Here is a 15,815-nt window from a genome sequence, read left to right as displayed (position 1 = left end):
GGACGTCACGTCGCGCCCCCGGACAGCGCCCCGGCGATCGTGGCCGCGTAGGACCGGGCCTCCTCGTCGGAGGCGTACCTGGTGCGCGGCCAGAAGAAGCCCCGCAGGCCGTCCATGGGGTTGCGCGGAACCACGTGCACGTGCAGGTGCGGGACGCTCTGGCTGACGCGGTTGTTCAGCGCGACGAACGTCCCGCCCGCCTCCAGGCCCGCCTCCACGGCACGCGCCATCTCCTGGACCCGCTCGAAGAACGGGCCCACCTCCGTCAGGTCGGACAACGTCTCGACATGGGCCCGGGGCACCACCAGCACGTGCCCCTTGAAGACCGGGCGGCCGTCGAGGAAGGAGACGGTCAGGTCGTCCTCATGGACGACGAACGCGGGCCGCTCCCCCGCGATGATCCGGCAGAACGGGTCGTCGCTCACGAGGCCGCCGCCCTGGCGGCGAAGGCCGTCCAGCTCGTCATGTTCGGCGCCGACCAGGCCGTGGGCGCGTGCAGGAAGTGCTCGCCCACGTGCTCACGCAGCCGGCCGGGCACCTCGGCCGTCTTGGCGCCCCGGCAGTGGTAGACCAGCGCGCCCTCGCGCTGCCCCATCGCCATCCACGGCAGCCACGGCGAGACCCGGCACCAGGAGAACACGCACGGCACGTCGGGCATCTCCGAATCGAGGTCGCCGGCCCGGGCGAAGAACTGGAACAGCTCCATCGCCCGGTAGGTGTCGCCCGCCGAGTGGCGCGGATGGTCGGCCACCCTGAGCGGCGACGGGTAGGCCAGCCGGACGTCGACGTTGAACGCCACCTGCTCGCCCAGGCGCGTGGCCGGCACCGGACGATCGCCGAGCCGCTGGTTGACGGGGTCGTTGAAGACGTGCTGGACCTCGACCCGCTCGCCGGTGAACGGGTTGTCCCAGGCGTCGACGACCTGCCTGGTCTCGGGGTCGAGGTAGGCCGCCGCCTCGCGGCTGAGCAGCCGCCAGCCGTCGTCGGCTCGTACGGCGCGGGCCACGTTGAGGCCCTCGAAGCCGAACAGGTGGTGCGGGCCGTCGTCGCGCCGCCAGCCGTACACGTCGCCGGTCCACCACGAGATCGTCTCCGCGCCGTCGCCGGACGCGCGCACACGCATGAAGTCCACCAGACTGAAGTCCATGCGGCGAAGCCTCCCGGAGGCGGCCGCCGGGGGCAAGGACTCACCTGACGGTGAGCTCGAAGATCGCCTCGCCGGACAGCTGCCTGCTCTGCTCGTCGGGCGGCGCCGTGCCGGTGCCGCACCGGACGCAGTCGCGCAGCGTGATCCGGGCGCTGCCGGGCCCCTTGGTGTTGAAGACGAAGTAGGTGGTGCCGCCCGCGCCGGGCGCGTCGCCGGCGGGGCGGCGCTCCTCGCTGATGTACGAGGCCACCGTGGCGTCGGGCACCGCGACCAGGCTCCACTCGTCGCCGGCCGACGGGTCGTCGGCGACCGCGAGGGAGAAGCGCTTGCCGACGCCCAGCTCGACCGGCACGGTCGCGCCCTTGGCCCCCTTGACCACGGTGCCCAGGTCGCTGACCGCCGATCCTCCGCCGCAGCCCGCGGCCAGCAGCGCGACCAGCGCGACGGACGGCAGCGCCTTTCGAGACCTCATCCCGGCAGGCTATCGGGCTCCGGCTCGTCACGCGGGACCGCGTAGGGCTCCTGCTCCACACGCCCGCCCTCGGCGATGTGCCGCTCCCTGATCAGCTCGGCGTCCAGCTCGGCGCCGAACAGCAGCGCCATGTTCGACAGCCACAGCCAGATCAGGAAGACCACGACCGCGGCCAGCGTGCCGTACGTCTTGTTGTACGAGCCGAAGTACGCCACGTAGAGCGCGAACCCGCCGGAGACGATCACCCACAGGAGCACCGCCAGGAGCCCGCCCGGTGTGATCCAGCGCAGCCCGGGCTGGATCACGTTGGGCGCCGCCCAGTAGAGCACCATGACCAGCCCTGCCGCGATGAGGGCCAGGACGGGCCACTTGAGCACGTCCCAGGCGTTCACCGCGGCGCTGCCGAGCCCGAAAGCCTTCCCCGCCACGTCGGCCAGCCGGCCGGTGAGCGTGACCGCGATCGCCCCTGCCGCCAGCAGCACGGTCACCAGGATCGTGAGGCCGATCCTGAGCGGGGTGACCTTCCAGAAGGGACGCCCCTCCTCGATGTCGTAGATGACGTTCGCGGCCCGGATGAAGGCCGCGATGTAGCCGGAGGCCGACCACAGCGCGACCGCCAGGCCCACGATCGCCATGAGACCCGCCGAGCCGCCCACCCGCTGGACGCCCGACACGCCCTCCGTCAGCAGGTCGCGAACCTCGGCGGGCGCCAGCACGGTGATGCCGCCGACCAGCGCGGCGGTGTCCTCGCGGCCGAGCAGCCCGAGCAGCGACACCAGCACGATCAGCGCCGGGAAGATCGACAGCACCGCGTAGTAGGTGAGCGCCGCTGCCAGGTCCTGCACCCTGTCCCGTCTGAACTCGGAGAACGTCCGTTTCAGCACACTCCACCAGGCTCGGCGCGGCAGATCCGTGGGACCCTGCGGGGCGCTCAACGGGTCACTTCCTCCTCGTGCGCCGGGTCATCCGGCGGAGCAGGAGCGCGACGACGACGCCGGCCGCGGCGATCGCCAGCGCCGGCCGCCTGCGCGCCTCCGCGGTGACCTTGTCCGCCGCGTCCTTCACCTGGTCGGGGGTGACCTCGCGGACCTTGCCGGCCACCTCGGCCGCCTTCTCCTTCGCCACCGCCGCCGCGTCGGACGCCTTGACCTTGGCCACGGCCGTCGCGTCGGACGCCTTGTGCCTGGCCAGCGCGGTCGCGTCGGCCGCCCTTTCCTTGGCCAGCGCGGTCGCGTCCGCCGCCTTGTGCCTGGCCGCCGCCGTGGCGTCGGCCGCCCTCACCTTCGCGGCGGCCGCGGCGTCGTTCGCCCGAGCCTTCACGTTGGCCTTGTCGGCGAGTGCCGCCACGGTCTCACCGAGCTCCTGCCGGGTGGTCCTGATCTCTTCACGCACGCGTTCCTCCTCGTCGTCTCCCACCGCCCACCGGCGTCCTCCGGTGCCGGTGTGGCGGGTGGTGGTATGGGTGCCGGCCGGCCCGGCCTGATCCCCGCCCTGCAGGGACCGCGTCTCGAGCTCACGGGCGCGGAGCGCGGCGGCCCGATCGTCCTCGAGCGGGGCCTCGGGGATGAACTTCCCGTGCTCCTCGCGTTCCTCCTCGGCGTGCAGCGCGTTCTCCGCCGCGCCCGCCCTCGTCGGAGGCACGTTGATGGACTTGTCGTCCGTGGGCATGCCCACCCTGCTCCTGTGGGCGCCCACCTCTCCGGCGTGCTCCTCGCTGTAGCCGGGGTCCGTCTCGCTCATCGCCGCACACTCTCCTTGACCGTCTCGATATCGGCCTTGACGCTCGCGATGGTCTCCGCGGGCATCGGCGAACCGGCCTGCTTGACCTTCTTCTTGCCGACCAGCCCGAGCACGCCGGCGATGGCGAACAGGACCACCGCCACGACGACCGCGGCCACCCATGCGGGCATGACCAGGGCGAGCAGCATGACGAAGGCCGCCACGAGCGTGGCCGCGCCGAAGAACGCGACCATGCCGGCTCCGCCGAAGAGACCGGCGCCGAATCCGGCGCGTTTCCCCTTCTCGGTCAGCTCGAACCGGGCCAGCCGCACCTCGTCTCTGACGAGCCTGGAGACCTGCTCTGACAGATCGTTGACGAGCTTGTGTGTGTCGTTCACGTGGTCGCCTCCCTCTGCTGAGGAAGGCGACTACCCAGCCAGAACGCCTTCTATCACGCGGACGGCGCGACGGCGCGGGCCGTCACCTCCTGGCGGCGCGAACCAGGAAGTCGAGCACCGACAAGATCGGCGACTTGGGCGTCTCACACCAGTTGTCGGGCTTCTTCGGCTTGCTCCACGCGGACGGGAGCTCGCACGAAGGAGCCTGCGGCTTGGGCCGCTCACACCACGATCCGGGAGGATTCATACCTCAAGCCTACGACTCCTCCCTTCGCTCGCCGCGGTCCGCGGCCACTCTCTCGCTGGGTCAACGGACGGTCACGCGGTGTAGTGTTCTCGATGACACGGACGAAGGGGTGACGGCCATGGCCACCGGCATCACGGGCAGGAAAACCCGCCAGCACGACACCGTGCGGGGTCCCGAGCCGCAGCCGCCATCCGCCCGCACGTGGGGGCCGGGATGGGGGGCATCCGGCCCGACCGAGGACGAGCTCCGCCGCGAGCGGCTCTGGCAGGACCTCATCCAGGACGGCTGGAGAGCTGAGATCGTGGGCGGAAGGATCATAGTGAGCCCTTGGACCGAGAGGCGCCACGCGCAACTCGTGCACCGTATCCAGGTGCAGCTTTTCAACATCGTGGTGGAGAACGGCTGGGAGTTCTACCAGACGTGGTCCGTTCACATCCCCCCTGCGCGTGGTGACCGTCGGCTGCCCGATCTGCTCGTGGCCCCACCGGACAGCCCCGAGTTCGACGACCATCAGGCCTACGGATATGGCACCCTGCTCGCGGTCGAGATCACCTCCTCGGACAACCGTGTCGACGACCTGGAGGTGAAACCTGCCGAGTATGCCAGGGCGGGCATTCCTATCGTGCTGATCGTCGACGAGTTCACCGAGCCCAAGGCCATCACGTTGCTCTGGGATCCTCATGACGGCGAATACCGCTCCATGACGAAAGTGAGCGAAGGAGTGCCGGTGGAGCTGCCGGAGCCGTTCGGGATCAAGCTGGAGACAGACCTGATCTTCCGCTGAGCCGGTAGCCTGCCGTGGTGTCAGTGCTACACGCGGTCTGGGCGGGAGACGGTCTCGCATTCTGGGCGGAGATTCCCGATTCCGCTCCATCCCTTGCCCCTCCTGCCTCCCCGGCGACCAGACCCGGGACCGCGCGCCTTCACCCCTTCGCCGCACCGGCCCACACTCTCGCCGACGCCCTCGCCCACACCGGTCTCGAAGCCGAGGGCTCTGAACGGGTGCTGGAGCTGTTGCTGCCCGGGTCGGTCAGGGAGCCGGTGCCGTCACCCGAGACGGGGCGGCTGTCCGAGGTGGTCAGGCCGCGTCTGCGGTTGTGGCGGGTGCCCGCCGTCGTGCCGGCCACCGGCGACGCCCTGCGCGTCCTCGCGCAGCCCCCGCCCACCGCCACCGTCCGCCACTGGGCGGCCGTCGCCGCCTTCGCCCACGATCTGCTGCGACGCGGACGCGTCATCCCCCAGTTGGTCACCGCCCCGGCGTCTGCCCCCACCGCCCGGGCCGGCGGCCCACGCGCCCGGCGGGACCGGCCGGAGGCGGGCGCGCGGGCGGTGTGGCGGCCGGTGGTGACCGGTGCCGACGCCGCCTACGCGAGGGAGCTGGCCGAGGCGATGCCGCCCGCCTGCCGCACCGCCGCGACCGAGCGCCCGTCCGGCGCGGTGCTCACCGAGGCGCTCGACGTGTTCACCGACGCGTTGATGAGGCAGGCTCTGCACGAGCCGCTGGTGAGCGGGCCGAAGACGCTCGAAGAGCGCTGGCTCGCGGCGCTGACCGGCCCCGACCCCTCCTGCCCTGACGATCCTCGGCTGCGGGCGGAGCTGGAGGCGTGGCGCGAAGCGGTCACCAGGGCCGAGGGCGCCACCCGCGTCTGCTTCCGTCTCGTGGAACCCCCCGTCCCCGACACACCTGCCGGGGAGAGCGAGCACACCCCGGCCGTCGAACCTGCCGAAGCCGGTGAGACCGCCAGGGTCGCCGAGCCTGCCGGGGGCGGTGAGTGGCGGGTGGAGCTGGCTCTGCAGGCGGCCGACGACCCGAGCCTGTACGTGCCGGCGCGCACGGTGTGGAGGGGCGAACGGGTCACGGGCCTGCCCGGCCGGCCCGAGCGGGAGCTGCTGGCCGGGCTGGGCCGCGCCGCGCGGCTGTATCCCGAGCTCGACCGGGCGTTGCGCGTGGCCGAGCCGGACGAGCTGCGGCTCGACACGGCGGGCGCGTTCGCGTTCCTGAGGCAGGCGGCGCCGCTGCTGCAGGCGGCGGGGTTCGGGGTGCAGCTGCCGCGCTGGGCGGGCCGCAGCAGGCTGGGCCTGAAGCTGACCACCCGCGCCAGGTCGCAGGCGGCGGCGAGCCAGGGGTTCGGGCTGCGCGAGCTGGTCGACTTCCGGATCGACCTCGCGGTGGGCGACGAGACGATCAGCGAGGAGGAGCTGACCGAGCTGGCCAGGCTCAAGGTGCCGCTGGTCCGGGTCCGCGGGCAGTGGGTGGAGCTCGACGACCGCGGGCTCGACGCGGCGCTGAAGGCCGTGGAGCGCGAGCGGACGGGCGAGTTGCCCGTCGCCGACCTGCTGCGGCAGGTCGTGCAGGGCGACGACGAGCTGCCGCTGGTGGCGGTCGACGCCGACGGGGTGCTCGGCGACCTGCTGTCCGGCCAGGCCGAGCAGCGGTTGCGTCCGCTGGCCACGCCCCATGGCCTCGACGCCGTGCTCAGGCCCTACCAGGAGCGGGGGCTGGCCTGGCTGAGCTTCCTGTCGGAGCTGGGCCTGGGCGGGGTGCTGGCCGACGACATGGGCCTGGGCAAGACGGTCACCACGCTGGCGCTGCTGGTGCACGAGGCGGCTGAGACGCCGACGCTGCTGGTGTGCCCGATGTCGCTGGTGGGCAACTGGCAGCGTGAGGCGGCCAGGTTCGCGCCGGGGTTGCGCGTCTACGTCCACCACGGCGGCGGGCGCGACACGGCGGAGATCGCGGGCGCCGACCTGGTGATCACCACCTACGGCACGGCGCAGCGCGACCTGGAGGCACTGCGGCAGGTCGAGTGGCGCCGGGTGGTGTGCGACGAGGCCCAGGCGATCAAGAACAGCGGCACCCTGCAGGCGCGGGCGGTGCGCGCCATTCCGGCCCCGACCCGGCTGGCGCTGACCGGCACACCGGTCGAGAACCACCTTGCCGAGCTCTGGTCGATCATGGAGTTCGCCAACCCGGGGCTGCTGGGCTCGCGGCAGAGGTTCAGGAGCCGCTTCCAGGAGCCGATCGAGGCGCGCCAGGACGAGCAGGCGGCGCGGGCGCTCAAGCGGGCGACCGGCCCGTTCGTACTCCGGCGGGTCAAAACCGACAAGTCCATCATCTCCGACCTGCCAGAGAAGCTGGAGGTCAAGGAGTGGTGCCCGCTCACCCCCGAGCAGGCCACGCTCTACCAGGCGGTCGTCGAGGACATGCTGGCCAGGATCGACGGCAGCGAGGGCATCGAGCGGCGCGGCCAGGTGCTGGCGGCCATGGCCAGACTCAAGCAGGTCTGCAACCACCCCGCCCACCTGCTCAAGGACGGCTCCCGGCTGGCCGGCCGGTCGGGCAAGCTGGCCCGGCTGGAGCAGCTGGCCGAGGAGGTCCTGGCCGAGGGCGAGAAGGCGCTGGTGTTCACGCAGTACGCGGAGTTCGGCACGATGCTCCAGCCCTACCTGGCGCAGCGGCTCGACCGGCCGGTGCTCTGGCTGCACGGCGGGCTGCCGAAGAAGACGCGTGACCGGCTGGTCGAGCGGTTCCAGCGGGACGAGGAGCCGACGCTGTTCCTGCTGTCGCTCAAGGCGGCGGGCGTGGGCCTCAACCTGACGGCCGCCAACCATGTGATCCACGTCGACCGCTGGTGGAACCCCGCCGTCGAGGACCAGGCGACCGACCGCGCCTTCCGCATCGGGCAGCGGAAGAACGTACAGGTCCGCAAGCTGATCTGCGCGGGCACGCTGGAGGAGCGCGTCGACGAGATGATCGAACGCAAGAAGGCGCTCGCCGAACGCGTGGTCGGCACCGGCGAGGACTGGCTGACCGACCTGTCCACCGAGGAGCTGCGCGACGTGTTCCGGCTGACGGCCGAGGGGGTGGCCTGAGCATGCCGATCGGCAGGGACGGCTGGTTCGAGGCGACCAGGGCGATCAGTGTCGAGGGCGGGATCCGGGCCCGCACGCAACGCGGCTCGATCGGCTCCACCTGGTGGTCGAGACGGTTCATCGACATCCTGGAGCGGGTCTGCGACAAGGGCCGCCTGACGCGCGGGCGCGCCTACGCGCGCAAGGGGCAGGTCCTGTCCATCGACCTGTCCCCCGGCCTGGTCCGCGCGTCCGTCCAGGGCTCGCGGCCCAAGCCCTACCGGGTCACGATCAGGATCGAGGCGTACGACGAGGAGCGGTGGGCGTCGATCGAGGAGGCGATCGCGGCGCAGGCGGTGCATCGGGCCAAACTGCTGGCCGGCGAGATGCCGACGGAGATCGAGGAGGTGTTCGCCGCGCTGGGCGTCGACCTGTTCCCGCGCGACCTCGACATGGACTGCTCGTGCCCCGACTGGGGTTTCCCGTGCAAGCACCTGTCGGCGGTGCTGTATCTGCTGGCGGAGTCGTTCGACGACGATCCGTTCCTGGTGCTGGCCTGGCGCGGCCGGGGCCGGGAGGAGCTGCTGGGGTCGCTGGCCGACGAGCCCGCGGCGGCCGGCCTGTCACAGGTGGAGGACGTGCCGTTCGCCGACCGGCTGGCCGACTTCTACGCGCCGGGCGCGACGGCGCACCGGCCGGAGCGCCGCCCGTCGGCGGCGGCACCCGATCTGCTGCTGCGCGTCTTCCCGCCGCCCGGCGACCTGGCCCCGGCGCTGACCCCCGCCTACCTGCGCCTGGGTGATGCCTGGCAGGCCGGCGCAGCGCTGACCTGACGCGGGCTCACGGCCGCGTCCCGCGGGACGTCCTGGCGGCTCGGGCACACCCCGTCGTACGGGTCAGCTGTCCTCGAAGGAGGCGGGCACCATCACGCGGACGCCGTTGGGCACCACGCGCAGGCGGATCGGGGTGCGCAGGCGCACCTCGCCGTCGACGTCGGCGGCCATCGGCGGGTCGGTCTCCAGCAGCATCTCGCGGCCCGTGACGAACGGGCCGCCGGCCAGGCTGCGCCAGCGGCCGGTCGTGGCGCGGGCCAGGGTCTCGACGAGCAGCCGCAGCTTCTTGCCCGAGCCGAGCTGGTAGGCGACGAGCAGGCCGTTGTCGATGCTGATGTCCTTGGCCACCTGCCAGCCGCCGTGGAAGCGGCCGTTGGCGATGTTGAGCTGGTGGGTGAGGAGCTCGTGGCGCTCGCCGTCGACCGTGATGTAGGCGCGGAACGGCGTGTGGCCCGGCAGGATCGTGAGCGCGGTGAGCGGGTAGGCGGGGCGGCCGATGACGCGCTTGAGCCAGGGCTTGACCTTGCCCGCCACCTCGACCGAGACGCCGAAGCTGGCCAGGTTGGCGAACGGCCGGTCGTCGGCCATGCCGAGGTCGATGTCGGCGACCTTGCCGGTGGTGAACACCCGGATCGCGCCGGCCAGGTCGAGCGGCAGGCCGAGGCTACGGGCGAAGTTGTTGGTGGTGCCGAGCGGCAGCACGCCGAGGGCGACGTCGCGGTGGGCGACGTGGCGGACGGCCGAGGAGAGGGTGCCGTCGCCGCCGCCCACGACCAGCAGGTCGGGGCCGGTGGCGAGGGCGGTGTCGAGCAGGTCGCGCAGCCGCTTGGGGTTGTAGACGCCGATCTCGGCCAGCGGCTCGATGCCGAGCGCGTGAATCTGGTCGATCACCTCAAAGTAGTGGCGCCGGCCCCGCCGGGAGCGAGTGTTGACCACCACCGCCACCCGGCGTTCCGTGCGGATCGCCTCGGTGTGCTCGGCCTTGGTGCGCAGTTCGCTCATGGTCATCAATCGTAGGCGTAGCGGCCGGTGCCTGAGGTCGCCTCAGGGCCGCCGGGAGGGGGTCCCGGCGGCCCCGGAGGGTCACTTCTTGGGCGGCGTCACCTGGATGACCGCGGCCAGGTTGCCCGGCAGCGGCGAGACCAGCTGGAACTGCACGCCCAGGGCCTTGCCCTCGTCGCCGGGGTTGCCGGTGCCGAGGATGTGCCCGTCGCCGAGGTCCGTGCCGTACAGCTCGGTGGCGGGGGTGCCGTCGAGGTTCACGACGCGGGTGGTGTACATCTGGTCGTCCTTGGACGGGACCACGACGGAGGCGTCGAAGTCACGGTAGAAGAGCGACCCGTTCTGCACCTCGAGACCCGGATACCAGGTCTTGGCGTCGGTGAACTGCGAGACGCCCTTGAGCGCCTTGATCTCGGTGCAGTACTCGCTGAACGGCTCGTCGGGCGCCTCCAGGCACTCCTTGAGCGGGTAGGTCTTGCCGAAGGAGAACGCCGCGTTGGACGTCTGTGTACGCCCTTCCATGTTCTTGTTCCTGGACGGGTCCTTCGTGGCCGCGGCGCCGTCCCGGCGTAGCGGCTCGAAGTGGGAGTCGACCAGGAGCAGGGTGCCCTTGCTGCCGATGCTCGGCGGCAGGTTGAGGTTGGGGACGATCACGTTGTTGGTGTAGGTCGAGTCGCGGTACCAGACCAGCAGGCCGGGGGCGTTGTACTTGACCTTCTCCACCTTCCAGGCGCCGTCACGCGAGTACGTGGTGTCGTAGGCGTACTGCAGGCCCTTGTCGAACCCGTCGAAGTTGCGCCACTCGGCGAGGTAGAAGCGGGAGATCTCACGCGAGCCGTTGTTGATCGTCCAGCCCTGGCCGCTGGTGTTGGTGAACGTGCCGCCGGAGGCGTGCCAGCCGTTCGCGCCGCCCTCGACGTCGTCGCTCCACACGGCGGTGCCGCCGTTGGTGAGCTGGAAGTCGTCGGCGTGCCAGCCGCGCGGGGTGAAGGCGGCGTCGGTGTTGTAGACGAGCCGCAGCTTGACCGTCTGCCCGGCGAACGGGGTCAGGTTGACGTAGTCGTGCCTCCAGCCCGGGGTGTCACCGGTGAGGCCGTACTTCTTGTCGCCGAACGTCTTGAGGTTCTTGTTCGGGTCCGGGTAGTCGTCCGGGGTGGTGACCTCGGTGCCGGCCTCGTCGAAGACCTTCTGCTGGGCCCAGGTCTGACCGTTGTCGGTGGACACCTCGACGAAGCCGAAGTCCCAGTCGGACTCGATCTCGTAGTTGTTCCACATCCAGAACCGGACGTCGGTGCCGGCGGGCACCTGCACGTCGCGGACCAGGGAGACGTTGGCCCACTCCTGGTCCATGCCGGACCACCAGGCGTTGGCGCCGCTGTGCGGGTCGATCATCTTCAGCGGCTCGGACGCCAGGTTGACCCGGACGCCGTCCTGGGTGAGCTTGGGCGTGCGCGAGGACTGGCCGACGGTGACGAGGCCCTTGCGGTCACCCGGGTCGAAGACCTTGGGGTTGGCCCAGCCGAGCACCCACTTGTCCCACAGGCCCATGTGGGTGGGCATCGACTGGAAGATCGGCCCGGAGTGCGAGCCGCTCGACATCAGGTCCCAGAAGTCCACGGCGGAGCTGCCGGAGCCGGAGGTGTCGTACAGGTCGGGCAGGCCGAGGTCGTGGCCGTACTCGTGGGCGAAGACGCCGACGCCGGAGTCCTCGGGCTGCACGATGTAGTTGGAGATCTTCTTGTCGGTGCCGGGCACCTGGTAGCCGCCGGCGACCGCGCTGGAGTGCGCCCAGATGGCGTAGGTGCCCTCCGCGCCGCCGTCGGCGGACTTGTCCTTGCCGGCGTGCACGAGCACGAGGTGGTCGATGACGCCGTCGGGCTCGGCGAAGTTGCCGTCGCCGTCGGCGTCGGAGACGTCCTCGAGGTCGTAGTCGGCCCAGGGGAAGTCGGGCTGGGTCTGGGCGAGCACGTTGACCGCGTCGATGGCCAGTTGCCCGGCGCCGAGCGGGTTGTCGGGGTGGCCGGACATGTCCTGGGGATTGCCGCCGCAGGCGGCGGCGCCGTACCACGCCTCGGAGTGCGGGGCCTTGATCCAGCCGACGGCCGAGCCGGTGACGGAGTAGGCGCCCTTGGACATCTCCTCGTACATCTTCTTCAGCGTGAAGCCGGAGATGTCGATGCCGGGTCTGCCGTCGCGCGGGTCCTTCAGGTCGGGACGCACGCGCTCGGTGATGCCCTGGTCGGTGTAAAGCATCTTGTTGAAGTGGGCGGTGCTGAAGTCCTTGACCCAGAAGGAGTTGTTGTCCTTGTTCGGCAGCGTGGCCGGGTCGGGGATCGTGTTGTGCAGCGGCCCGTTCATCCGGGTGCCGGGCGGCTCGACGAGGCAGTCGTCCGGCGGGCTGTCGACGGTGCGCAGCCGGTTGAAGCCGGAGAAGTCGTCGTTGGCGTTCTCGTTGAACTCGACCAGCACGGTCAGGAGCTTGGCGGTCTTGGCCTGCTTGGCGTTCTTGAAGATGAACTCAGCGGGGTTGCGGCCGGTCTTGATGGCCTGGTTCTCGCGATTCGCCAGGACCCTGGCGGTGACCGGGTTGCCGCTGGCGAACTTGCGGTCGATCTTCTGAGCCGGAGTGAGAGAGCGGGCGTTCTTGCCGGGAAGGCGCGGATCGCCGGGATCCGGTTCGACCCTCGGGGGCGCGTAGTTGATGTAGTAGTCGGACGCGCTCGGCTCGTACGTCGCGACGGAGGCCTGAGCCGCCGGAGGGGCGGTGAGTGCGGCTCCGAGGAGGGCGGCCGCCGGGAGTGTGGCTAACAGGCGCTTTTTTCTATGCACCGGGAACCCTCTCTGCCCGGCATCGCCGGGCGCATGGCCATGAGGTATTGCCATGCGGGACGGTAGAGGGTGAGTAAAGCCACCGTAAAGAGGAAAGCTGAAATGTAATGATTTCAGGACATTTCACAACAGCACAACGGCGGCGGTCACCCCGCCCGCGACGGCCGCGCCGTAGCAGAGCACCGCGATCACCAGGTCGAAGCGGGCGATGCCCAGCAACTCCTCACTGGTGAACCTGATCCGGTGCGCGGCGTGAAACAGGCAGAGCACCACGACGACCACCAGCGCGAGCCGTACCAGCAGGTGGTCCAGGAGCGCGGTCAGATGGCCGGCGGACGGCCAGTCGACCACCCCCAGCGGCATCAGCACCCCGAACAGCAGCACCAGCACGGGCAGCGCCAGCGCCGCCACCACCCCGCCGCCGCTGAACAGCAGCCACAGGTACGGCTCCAGGGTCCGCTTCACGACGACCTCAGCACGAAGTAGGCGATCAGCCCGGAGATCACCAGCCAGGCCGAGTGGTTGCCGCCCTGGATCACCCAGTCGGGCACCCGCCAGCCGTCCAGCCTGACCACGGTGGCCTTGGGCGCCAGGTTGAGGAACGTGACGGCGTGGAAGGCGGTCGCGGCCAGCGCCACCACGTTCAGGGCGATCATCCAGGGCCGGGCGGCCAGCGCGGCGAACTCCCGCGTGGTCCCGCTCAGCACGGCGTCGGCGAGCAGCAGCAGGAAGACCACCGACCAGGCCACGAACACGCTGGTCAGCTCACGCAGCACGAACACCGTGGCGGAGCGGGTCCGGGTGAACCACAGCCTGTCCCGGGGCGGCCGGTACGGCGCCCGGACCGTCATCGCCTGCTCCAGGGCAGCACCGAGCGCAGCGCGGCGGTCAGCTTGTAGCGCTGGATGGCCTCGGCCGGATCCACGTGCTTGGGGCACACCCGCGTGCAGTCCCCCACGAACACGCACCCCCACACCGCCTCGTCCAGGTTGAGCACGTCGAACCGGTCACCCATGTCGCGCGAGTCGAGGTTGTAGCGCTGGGCCAGCGCGATGGCCGCCGGGCCGAGGAAGTCGGGGTCCAGCACGTAGACGGGGCAGGCCGAGTAGCACAGCATGCAGTTGACGCACATGCTGTACTGCTTGTAGGCGTCGAGCTGCTCGGGCGTCTGCGCGTACTCCGCGGTCAGCGGCGGCTCCTCGCCCTCCCTGATCAGCCAGGGGCGCACCGACGAGAGCTTGTCCAGGAAGTCGTCGATGTCCACGACCAGGTCCCTGATCACCGGGAAGCCCTTCAGCGGCTCGATCCTGATGGGGCCGTCGCCGTACTCGGCGAGGAACGACCCGCAGGTCAGCCGGGGCTCGCCGTTGACGTTCATGCCGCACGAGCCGCAGATGCCCATCCGGCACGACCAGCGGAAGGACAGGCTGCCGTCGAGCCGGTCCTTGACGTAGGCGAGCCCGTCGAGCACCGCCCAGTCGTCCATCAGCGGCACGTCGTAGCCCTGGAAGACCGGCTCGCTGTCCTGTTCCGGACGGTAGCGGGCGACCTCCAGCCTGATCGTGGCCGGTTGCTCGGCGTCAGTCACGGCCGTAGACCCTTTCGCCTGGAGGCCAGCGGGTGATCGTCACGGGTAGCAGGCCGACCGACGGCGTGCCGTCGGGCGCGCGGTGCACCAGCGAGTGCGCCAGGTAGGTCTCGTCGTCCCTGGCCGGGAAGTCGGTGCGCTGGTGGGCGCCGCGCGACTCCTGCCTGCCCAGCGCGCAGGCCACGACGGTCCGCGCGACGTCGAGCATGGCGCACAGCTCCTGCAGGTTGATCAGCTCGGTGTTGAACGTCGCGCTGGTGTCCTCGAGACGGGCCTCCTGCGCCCGCTCACGCAGGTCGGCCAGCGTGTCCACGGCCTTGGTGAGCTCGTCGCCGGTGCGGTAGATCCCGGCCGCGCCTTCGAGCGCGTGCTGCATCCGCTCGCGCAGGTCGGCGATCCGCTCTCCCGTGCGCGACCCCTCACGCGTCCGCGCCAGCCGCCGCGCCTCGTCGTCTCCCTGGCTCCGTACGGCGGGCGGCTCGCTCTCCCGGTGGGCACGGGCGAACTCCGCGGCGGCGACGCCGGCCCGGCGGCCGAAGACCAGGATCTCCGGGAGCGAGTTGGAGCCGAGCCGGTTGGCGCCGTTGATGCTCACGCAGGCCGTCTCGCCGGCGGCGAACAGCCCGGCGATCGTGGTCGCGCCGTCGAGGTCGGTGTGGACCCCGCCCATCATGTAGTGCACGACCGGGCGGACCGGGATGAGGTCGGTGGCCGGGTCGAGGTTCTGGTAGCTGCGGCACAGCTCGCGGACGAACGGGATGCGGGCGTCGATCTTCGACTCCCCCAGGTGCCGCAGGTCGAGGTAGACGACCGGCCCGTACGGGGTGTCGACCGTGCGGCCCTTCCGCTGCTCGTGGACGAACGCCTGGGACAGGCGGTCGCGCGGGCCGAGCTCCATGGCGCGCAGCCGGGGAGTGGGGGTCGGGCGGCCGAGGTCGTAGTCCTGCAGATAGCGGTAGCCGTCCTTGTTGATCAGCCAGCCGCCCTCGGCGCGGGCCGCCTCGGTGATGAGGATGCCGGTGAACGGCAGGCCGGTCGGGTGGTACTGGACGAACTCCATGTCCTTGAGCGGGGCTCCCGCCCGGTAGGCGAGGGCCATGCCGTCGCCGGTCTTGATCGCGGCGTTGGTGGTGAACGGGAAGACCCGGCCGCCGCCGCCGGTGGCCAGGATGACGGTCCGGGCGGCGATGGTCTCGACGCGGCCGGTCCTGATGTCGAGGGCCACGACGCCGTGGACGCGGCCGTCGTCGACGACGAGGGTGGTGACGTACCACTCGTCGTACCTGATGATGTCCTGATATTTCAGGGTTGTTTGGAACAGGGTGTGCAGCAGGTGGAACCCGGTCTTGTCGGCGGCGTACCAGGTGCGCATCCGCTTCATGCCCCCGAACGGGCGGACCGCGACCCGGCCGTCGGCCTCCCGGCTCCACGGGCAGCCCCAGTGCTCCAGCTGGATCAGCTCCCGGGGCGCCTCGGCCACGAACGCCTCGACCGCGTCCTGGTCGCACAGCCAGTCGCCGCCCGAGATCGTGTCGTAGCAGTGCTCGTCGAGCGTGTCTCCCACGCCGATCACGGCCGCCGCGCCGCCCTCGGCAGAGACCGTGTGGCTGCGCATCGGGTAGACCTTCGACACGACCGCCACCTTCAGCGCCGGGTCCGTCTCGGCGACCGCGAGGGCCGCGCGCAGACCCGCTCCACCCCCTCCGACGATGAGCACATCGATCATCT

The 15,815-nt window shown here is 71.0% G+C and carries 16 protein-coding genes; 3 read left to right on the top strand and 13 right to left on the bottom strand.

What is annotated here, in order from left to right; translation table 11 throughout:
* Positions 1–5 precede the first annotated feature (5 nt).
* The 7 genes from IEY82_RS26960 to IEY82_RS26930 all read right to left on the bottom strand — a co-directional run bounded on the left by IEY82_RS26960 (position 6) and on the right by IEY82_RS26930 (position 3,983).
* Entirely contained in the window at positions 6–425 is a 420-nt protein-coding gene (locus IEY82_RS26960; RefSeq protein ID WP_189127027.1) for an HIT family protein, read from the bottom strand.
* Complete coding sequence (locus IEY82_RS26955; RefSeq protein ID WP_189127026.1) at positions 422–1,147, bottom strand: DUF1838 family protein; 726 nt, start codon at positions 1,145–1,147, stop codon at positions 422–424. The genes IEY82_RS26960 and IEY82_RS26955 overlap by 4 nt, the downstream gene beginning before the upstream one ends.
* 40 nt (positions 1,148–1,187) lie before the next feature.
* Positions 1,188–1,619, bottom strand: a complete 432-nt coding sequence (locus tag IEY82_RS26950) for a protease inhibitor I42 family protein (RefSeq protein WP_189127025.1) — start codon at positions 1,617–1,619, stop codon at positions 1,188–1,190.
* On the bottom strand, positions 1,616–2,503 hold the full coding sequence (locus tag IEY82_RS26945) for a YihY/virulence factor BrkB family protein (protein ID WP_225263803.1): 888 nt from the start codon (positions 2,501–2,503) through the stop codon (positions 1,616–1,618). Before IEY82_RS26945 ends, IEY82_RS26950 begins: the two co-directional genes overlap by 4 nt.
* A gap of 55 nt (positions 2,504–2,558) precedes the next feature.
* Positions 2,559–3,359 carry a DUF3618 domain-containing protein gene (locus tag IEY82_RS39415; RefSeq protein ID WP_225263804.1) on the bottom strand — a complete coding sequence of 267 codons (801 nt, stop codon included), beginning with the start codon at positions 3,357–3,359 and terminating at the stop codon, positions 2,559–2,561.
* Positions 3,356–3,736 (bottom strand): phage holin family protein, encoded by a 381-nt coding sequence (locus IEY82_RS26935; protein WP_189127023.1) that lies wholly within the window; start codon positions 3,734–3,736, stop codon positions 3,356–3,358. Before IEY82_RS26935 ends, IEY82_RS39415 begins: the two co-directional genes overlap by 4 nt.
* 82 nt (positions 3,737–3,818) lie before the next feature.
* Complete coding sequence (locus IEY82_RS26930) at positions 3,819–3,983, bottom strand: hypothetical protein (RefSeq protein WP_189127022.1); 165 nt, start codon at positions 3,981–3,983, stop codon at positions 3,819–3,821.
* A gap of 118 nt (positions 3,984–4,101) precedes the next feature.
* On the opposite strand from IEY82_RS26930, the gene IEY82_RS26925 reads away from it, so the two are divergent.
* From IEY82_RS26925 to IEY82_RS26915, 3 genes are read left to right on the top strand one after another with little or no spacing between them, the layout of a single operon-like run.
* The gene (locus IEY82_RS26925) at positions 4,102–4,767 is read left to right on the top strand and encodes a Uma2 family endonuclease (protein ID WP_189127021.1); all 666 of its coding nucleotides are present in this window, start codon (positions 4,102–4,104) and stop codon (positions 4,765–4,767) included.
* Between the two features lie 17 nt (positions 4,768–4,784).
* The gene (locus tag IEY82_RS26920; protein ID WP_189127020.1) at positions 4,785–7,856 is read left to right on the top strand and encodes an SNF2-related protein; all 3,072 of its coding nucleotides are present in this window, start codon (positions 4,785–4,787) and stop codon (positions 7,854–7,856) included.
* Positions 7,857–7,858: 2 nt separating this feature from the next.
* A complete protein-coding gene (locus tag IEY82_RS26915; protein WP_189127019.1) occupies positions 7,859–8,668 on the top strand; it encodes an SWIM zinc finger family protein in 810 nt (269 codons plus the stop codon).
* A 63-nt stretch (positions 8,669–8,731) separates the two neighbouring features.
* Here IEY82_RS26915 and IEY82_RS26910 read toward each other — a convergent pair whose 3' ends face one another.
* The 6 genes from IEY82_RS26910 to frdA all read right to left on the bottom strand — a co-directional run bounded on the left by IEY82_RS26910 (position 8,732) and on the right by frdA (position 15,813).
* Complete coding sequence (locus IEY82_RS26910) at positions 8,732–9,670, bottom strand: diacylglycerol/lipid kinase family protein (protein ID WP_189127018.1); 939 nt, start codon at positions 9,668–9,670, stop codon at positions 8,732–8,734.
* A gap of 81 nt (positions 9,671–9,751) precedes the next feature.
* On the bottom strand, positions 9,752–12,499 hold the full coding sequence (locus IEY82_RS26905; RefSeq protein WP_225263806.1) for an immune inhibitor A domain-containing protein: 2,748 nt from the start codon (positions 12,497–12,499) through the stop codon (positions 9,752–9,754).
* Between the two features lie 123 nt (positions 12,500–12,622).
* On the bottom strand, positions 12,623–12,964 hold the full coding sequence (frdD, locus tag IEY82_RS26900) for a fumarate reductase subunit FrdD (protein WP_189127016.1): 342 nt from the start codon (positions 12,962–12,964) through the stop codon (positions 12,623–12,625).
* Positions 12,961–13,350: a succinate dehydrogenase/fumarate reductase transmembrane subunit gene (locus IEY82_RS26895; RefSeq protein WP_189127015.1), complete on the bottom strand. Its 390-nt coding sequence runs from the start codon at positions 13,348–13,350 to the stop codon at positions 12,961–12,963. The genes frdD and IEY82_RS26895 overlap by 4 nt, the downstream gene beginning before the upstream one ends.
* Positions 13,347–14,087, bottom strand: coding sequence for a succinate dehydrogenase iron-sulfur subunit (sdhB, locus tag IEY82_RS26890; RefSeq protein ID WP_372459750.1), 741 nt, complete (start codon positions 14,085–14,087; stop codon positions 13,347–13,349). The genes IEY82_RS26895 and sdhB overlap by 4 nt, the downstream gene beginning before the upstream one ends.
* Entirely contained in the window at positions 14,080–15,813 is a 1,734-nt protein-coding gene (gene frdA / locus IEY82_RS26885) for a fumarate reductase (quinol) flavoprotein subunit (protein ID WP_189127014.1), read from the bottom strand. Before frdA ends, sdhB begins: the two co-directional genes overlap by 8 nt.
* Positions 15,814–15,815 lie beyond the last annotated feature (2 nt).

It is taken from the genome of Nonomuraea cavernae (assembly GCF_014646355.1).
Taxonomy (GTDB): Bacteria; Actinomycetota; Actinomycetes; order Streptosporangiales; family Streptosporangiaceae; genus Nonomuraea; species Nonomuraea cavernae.
This window is presented reverse-complemented; position numbering and strand designations above follow the sequence as displayed.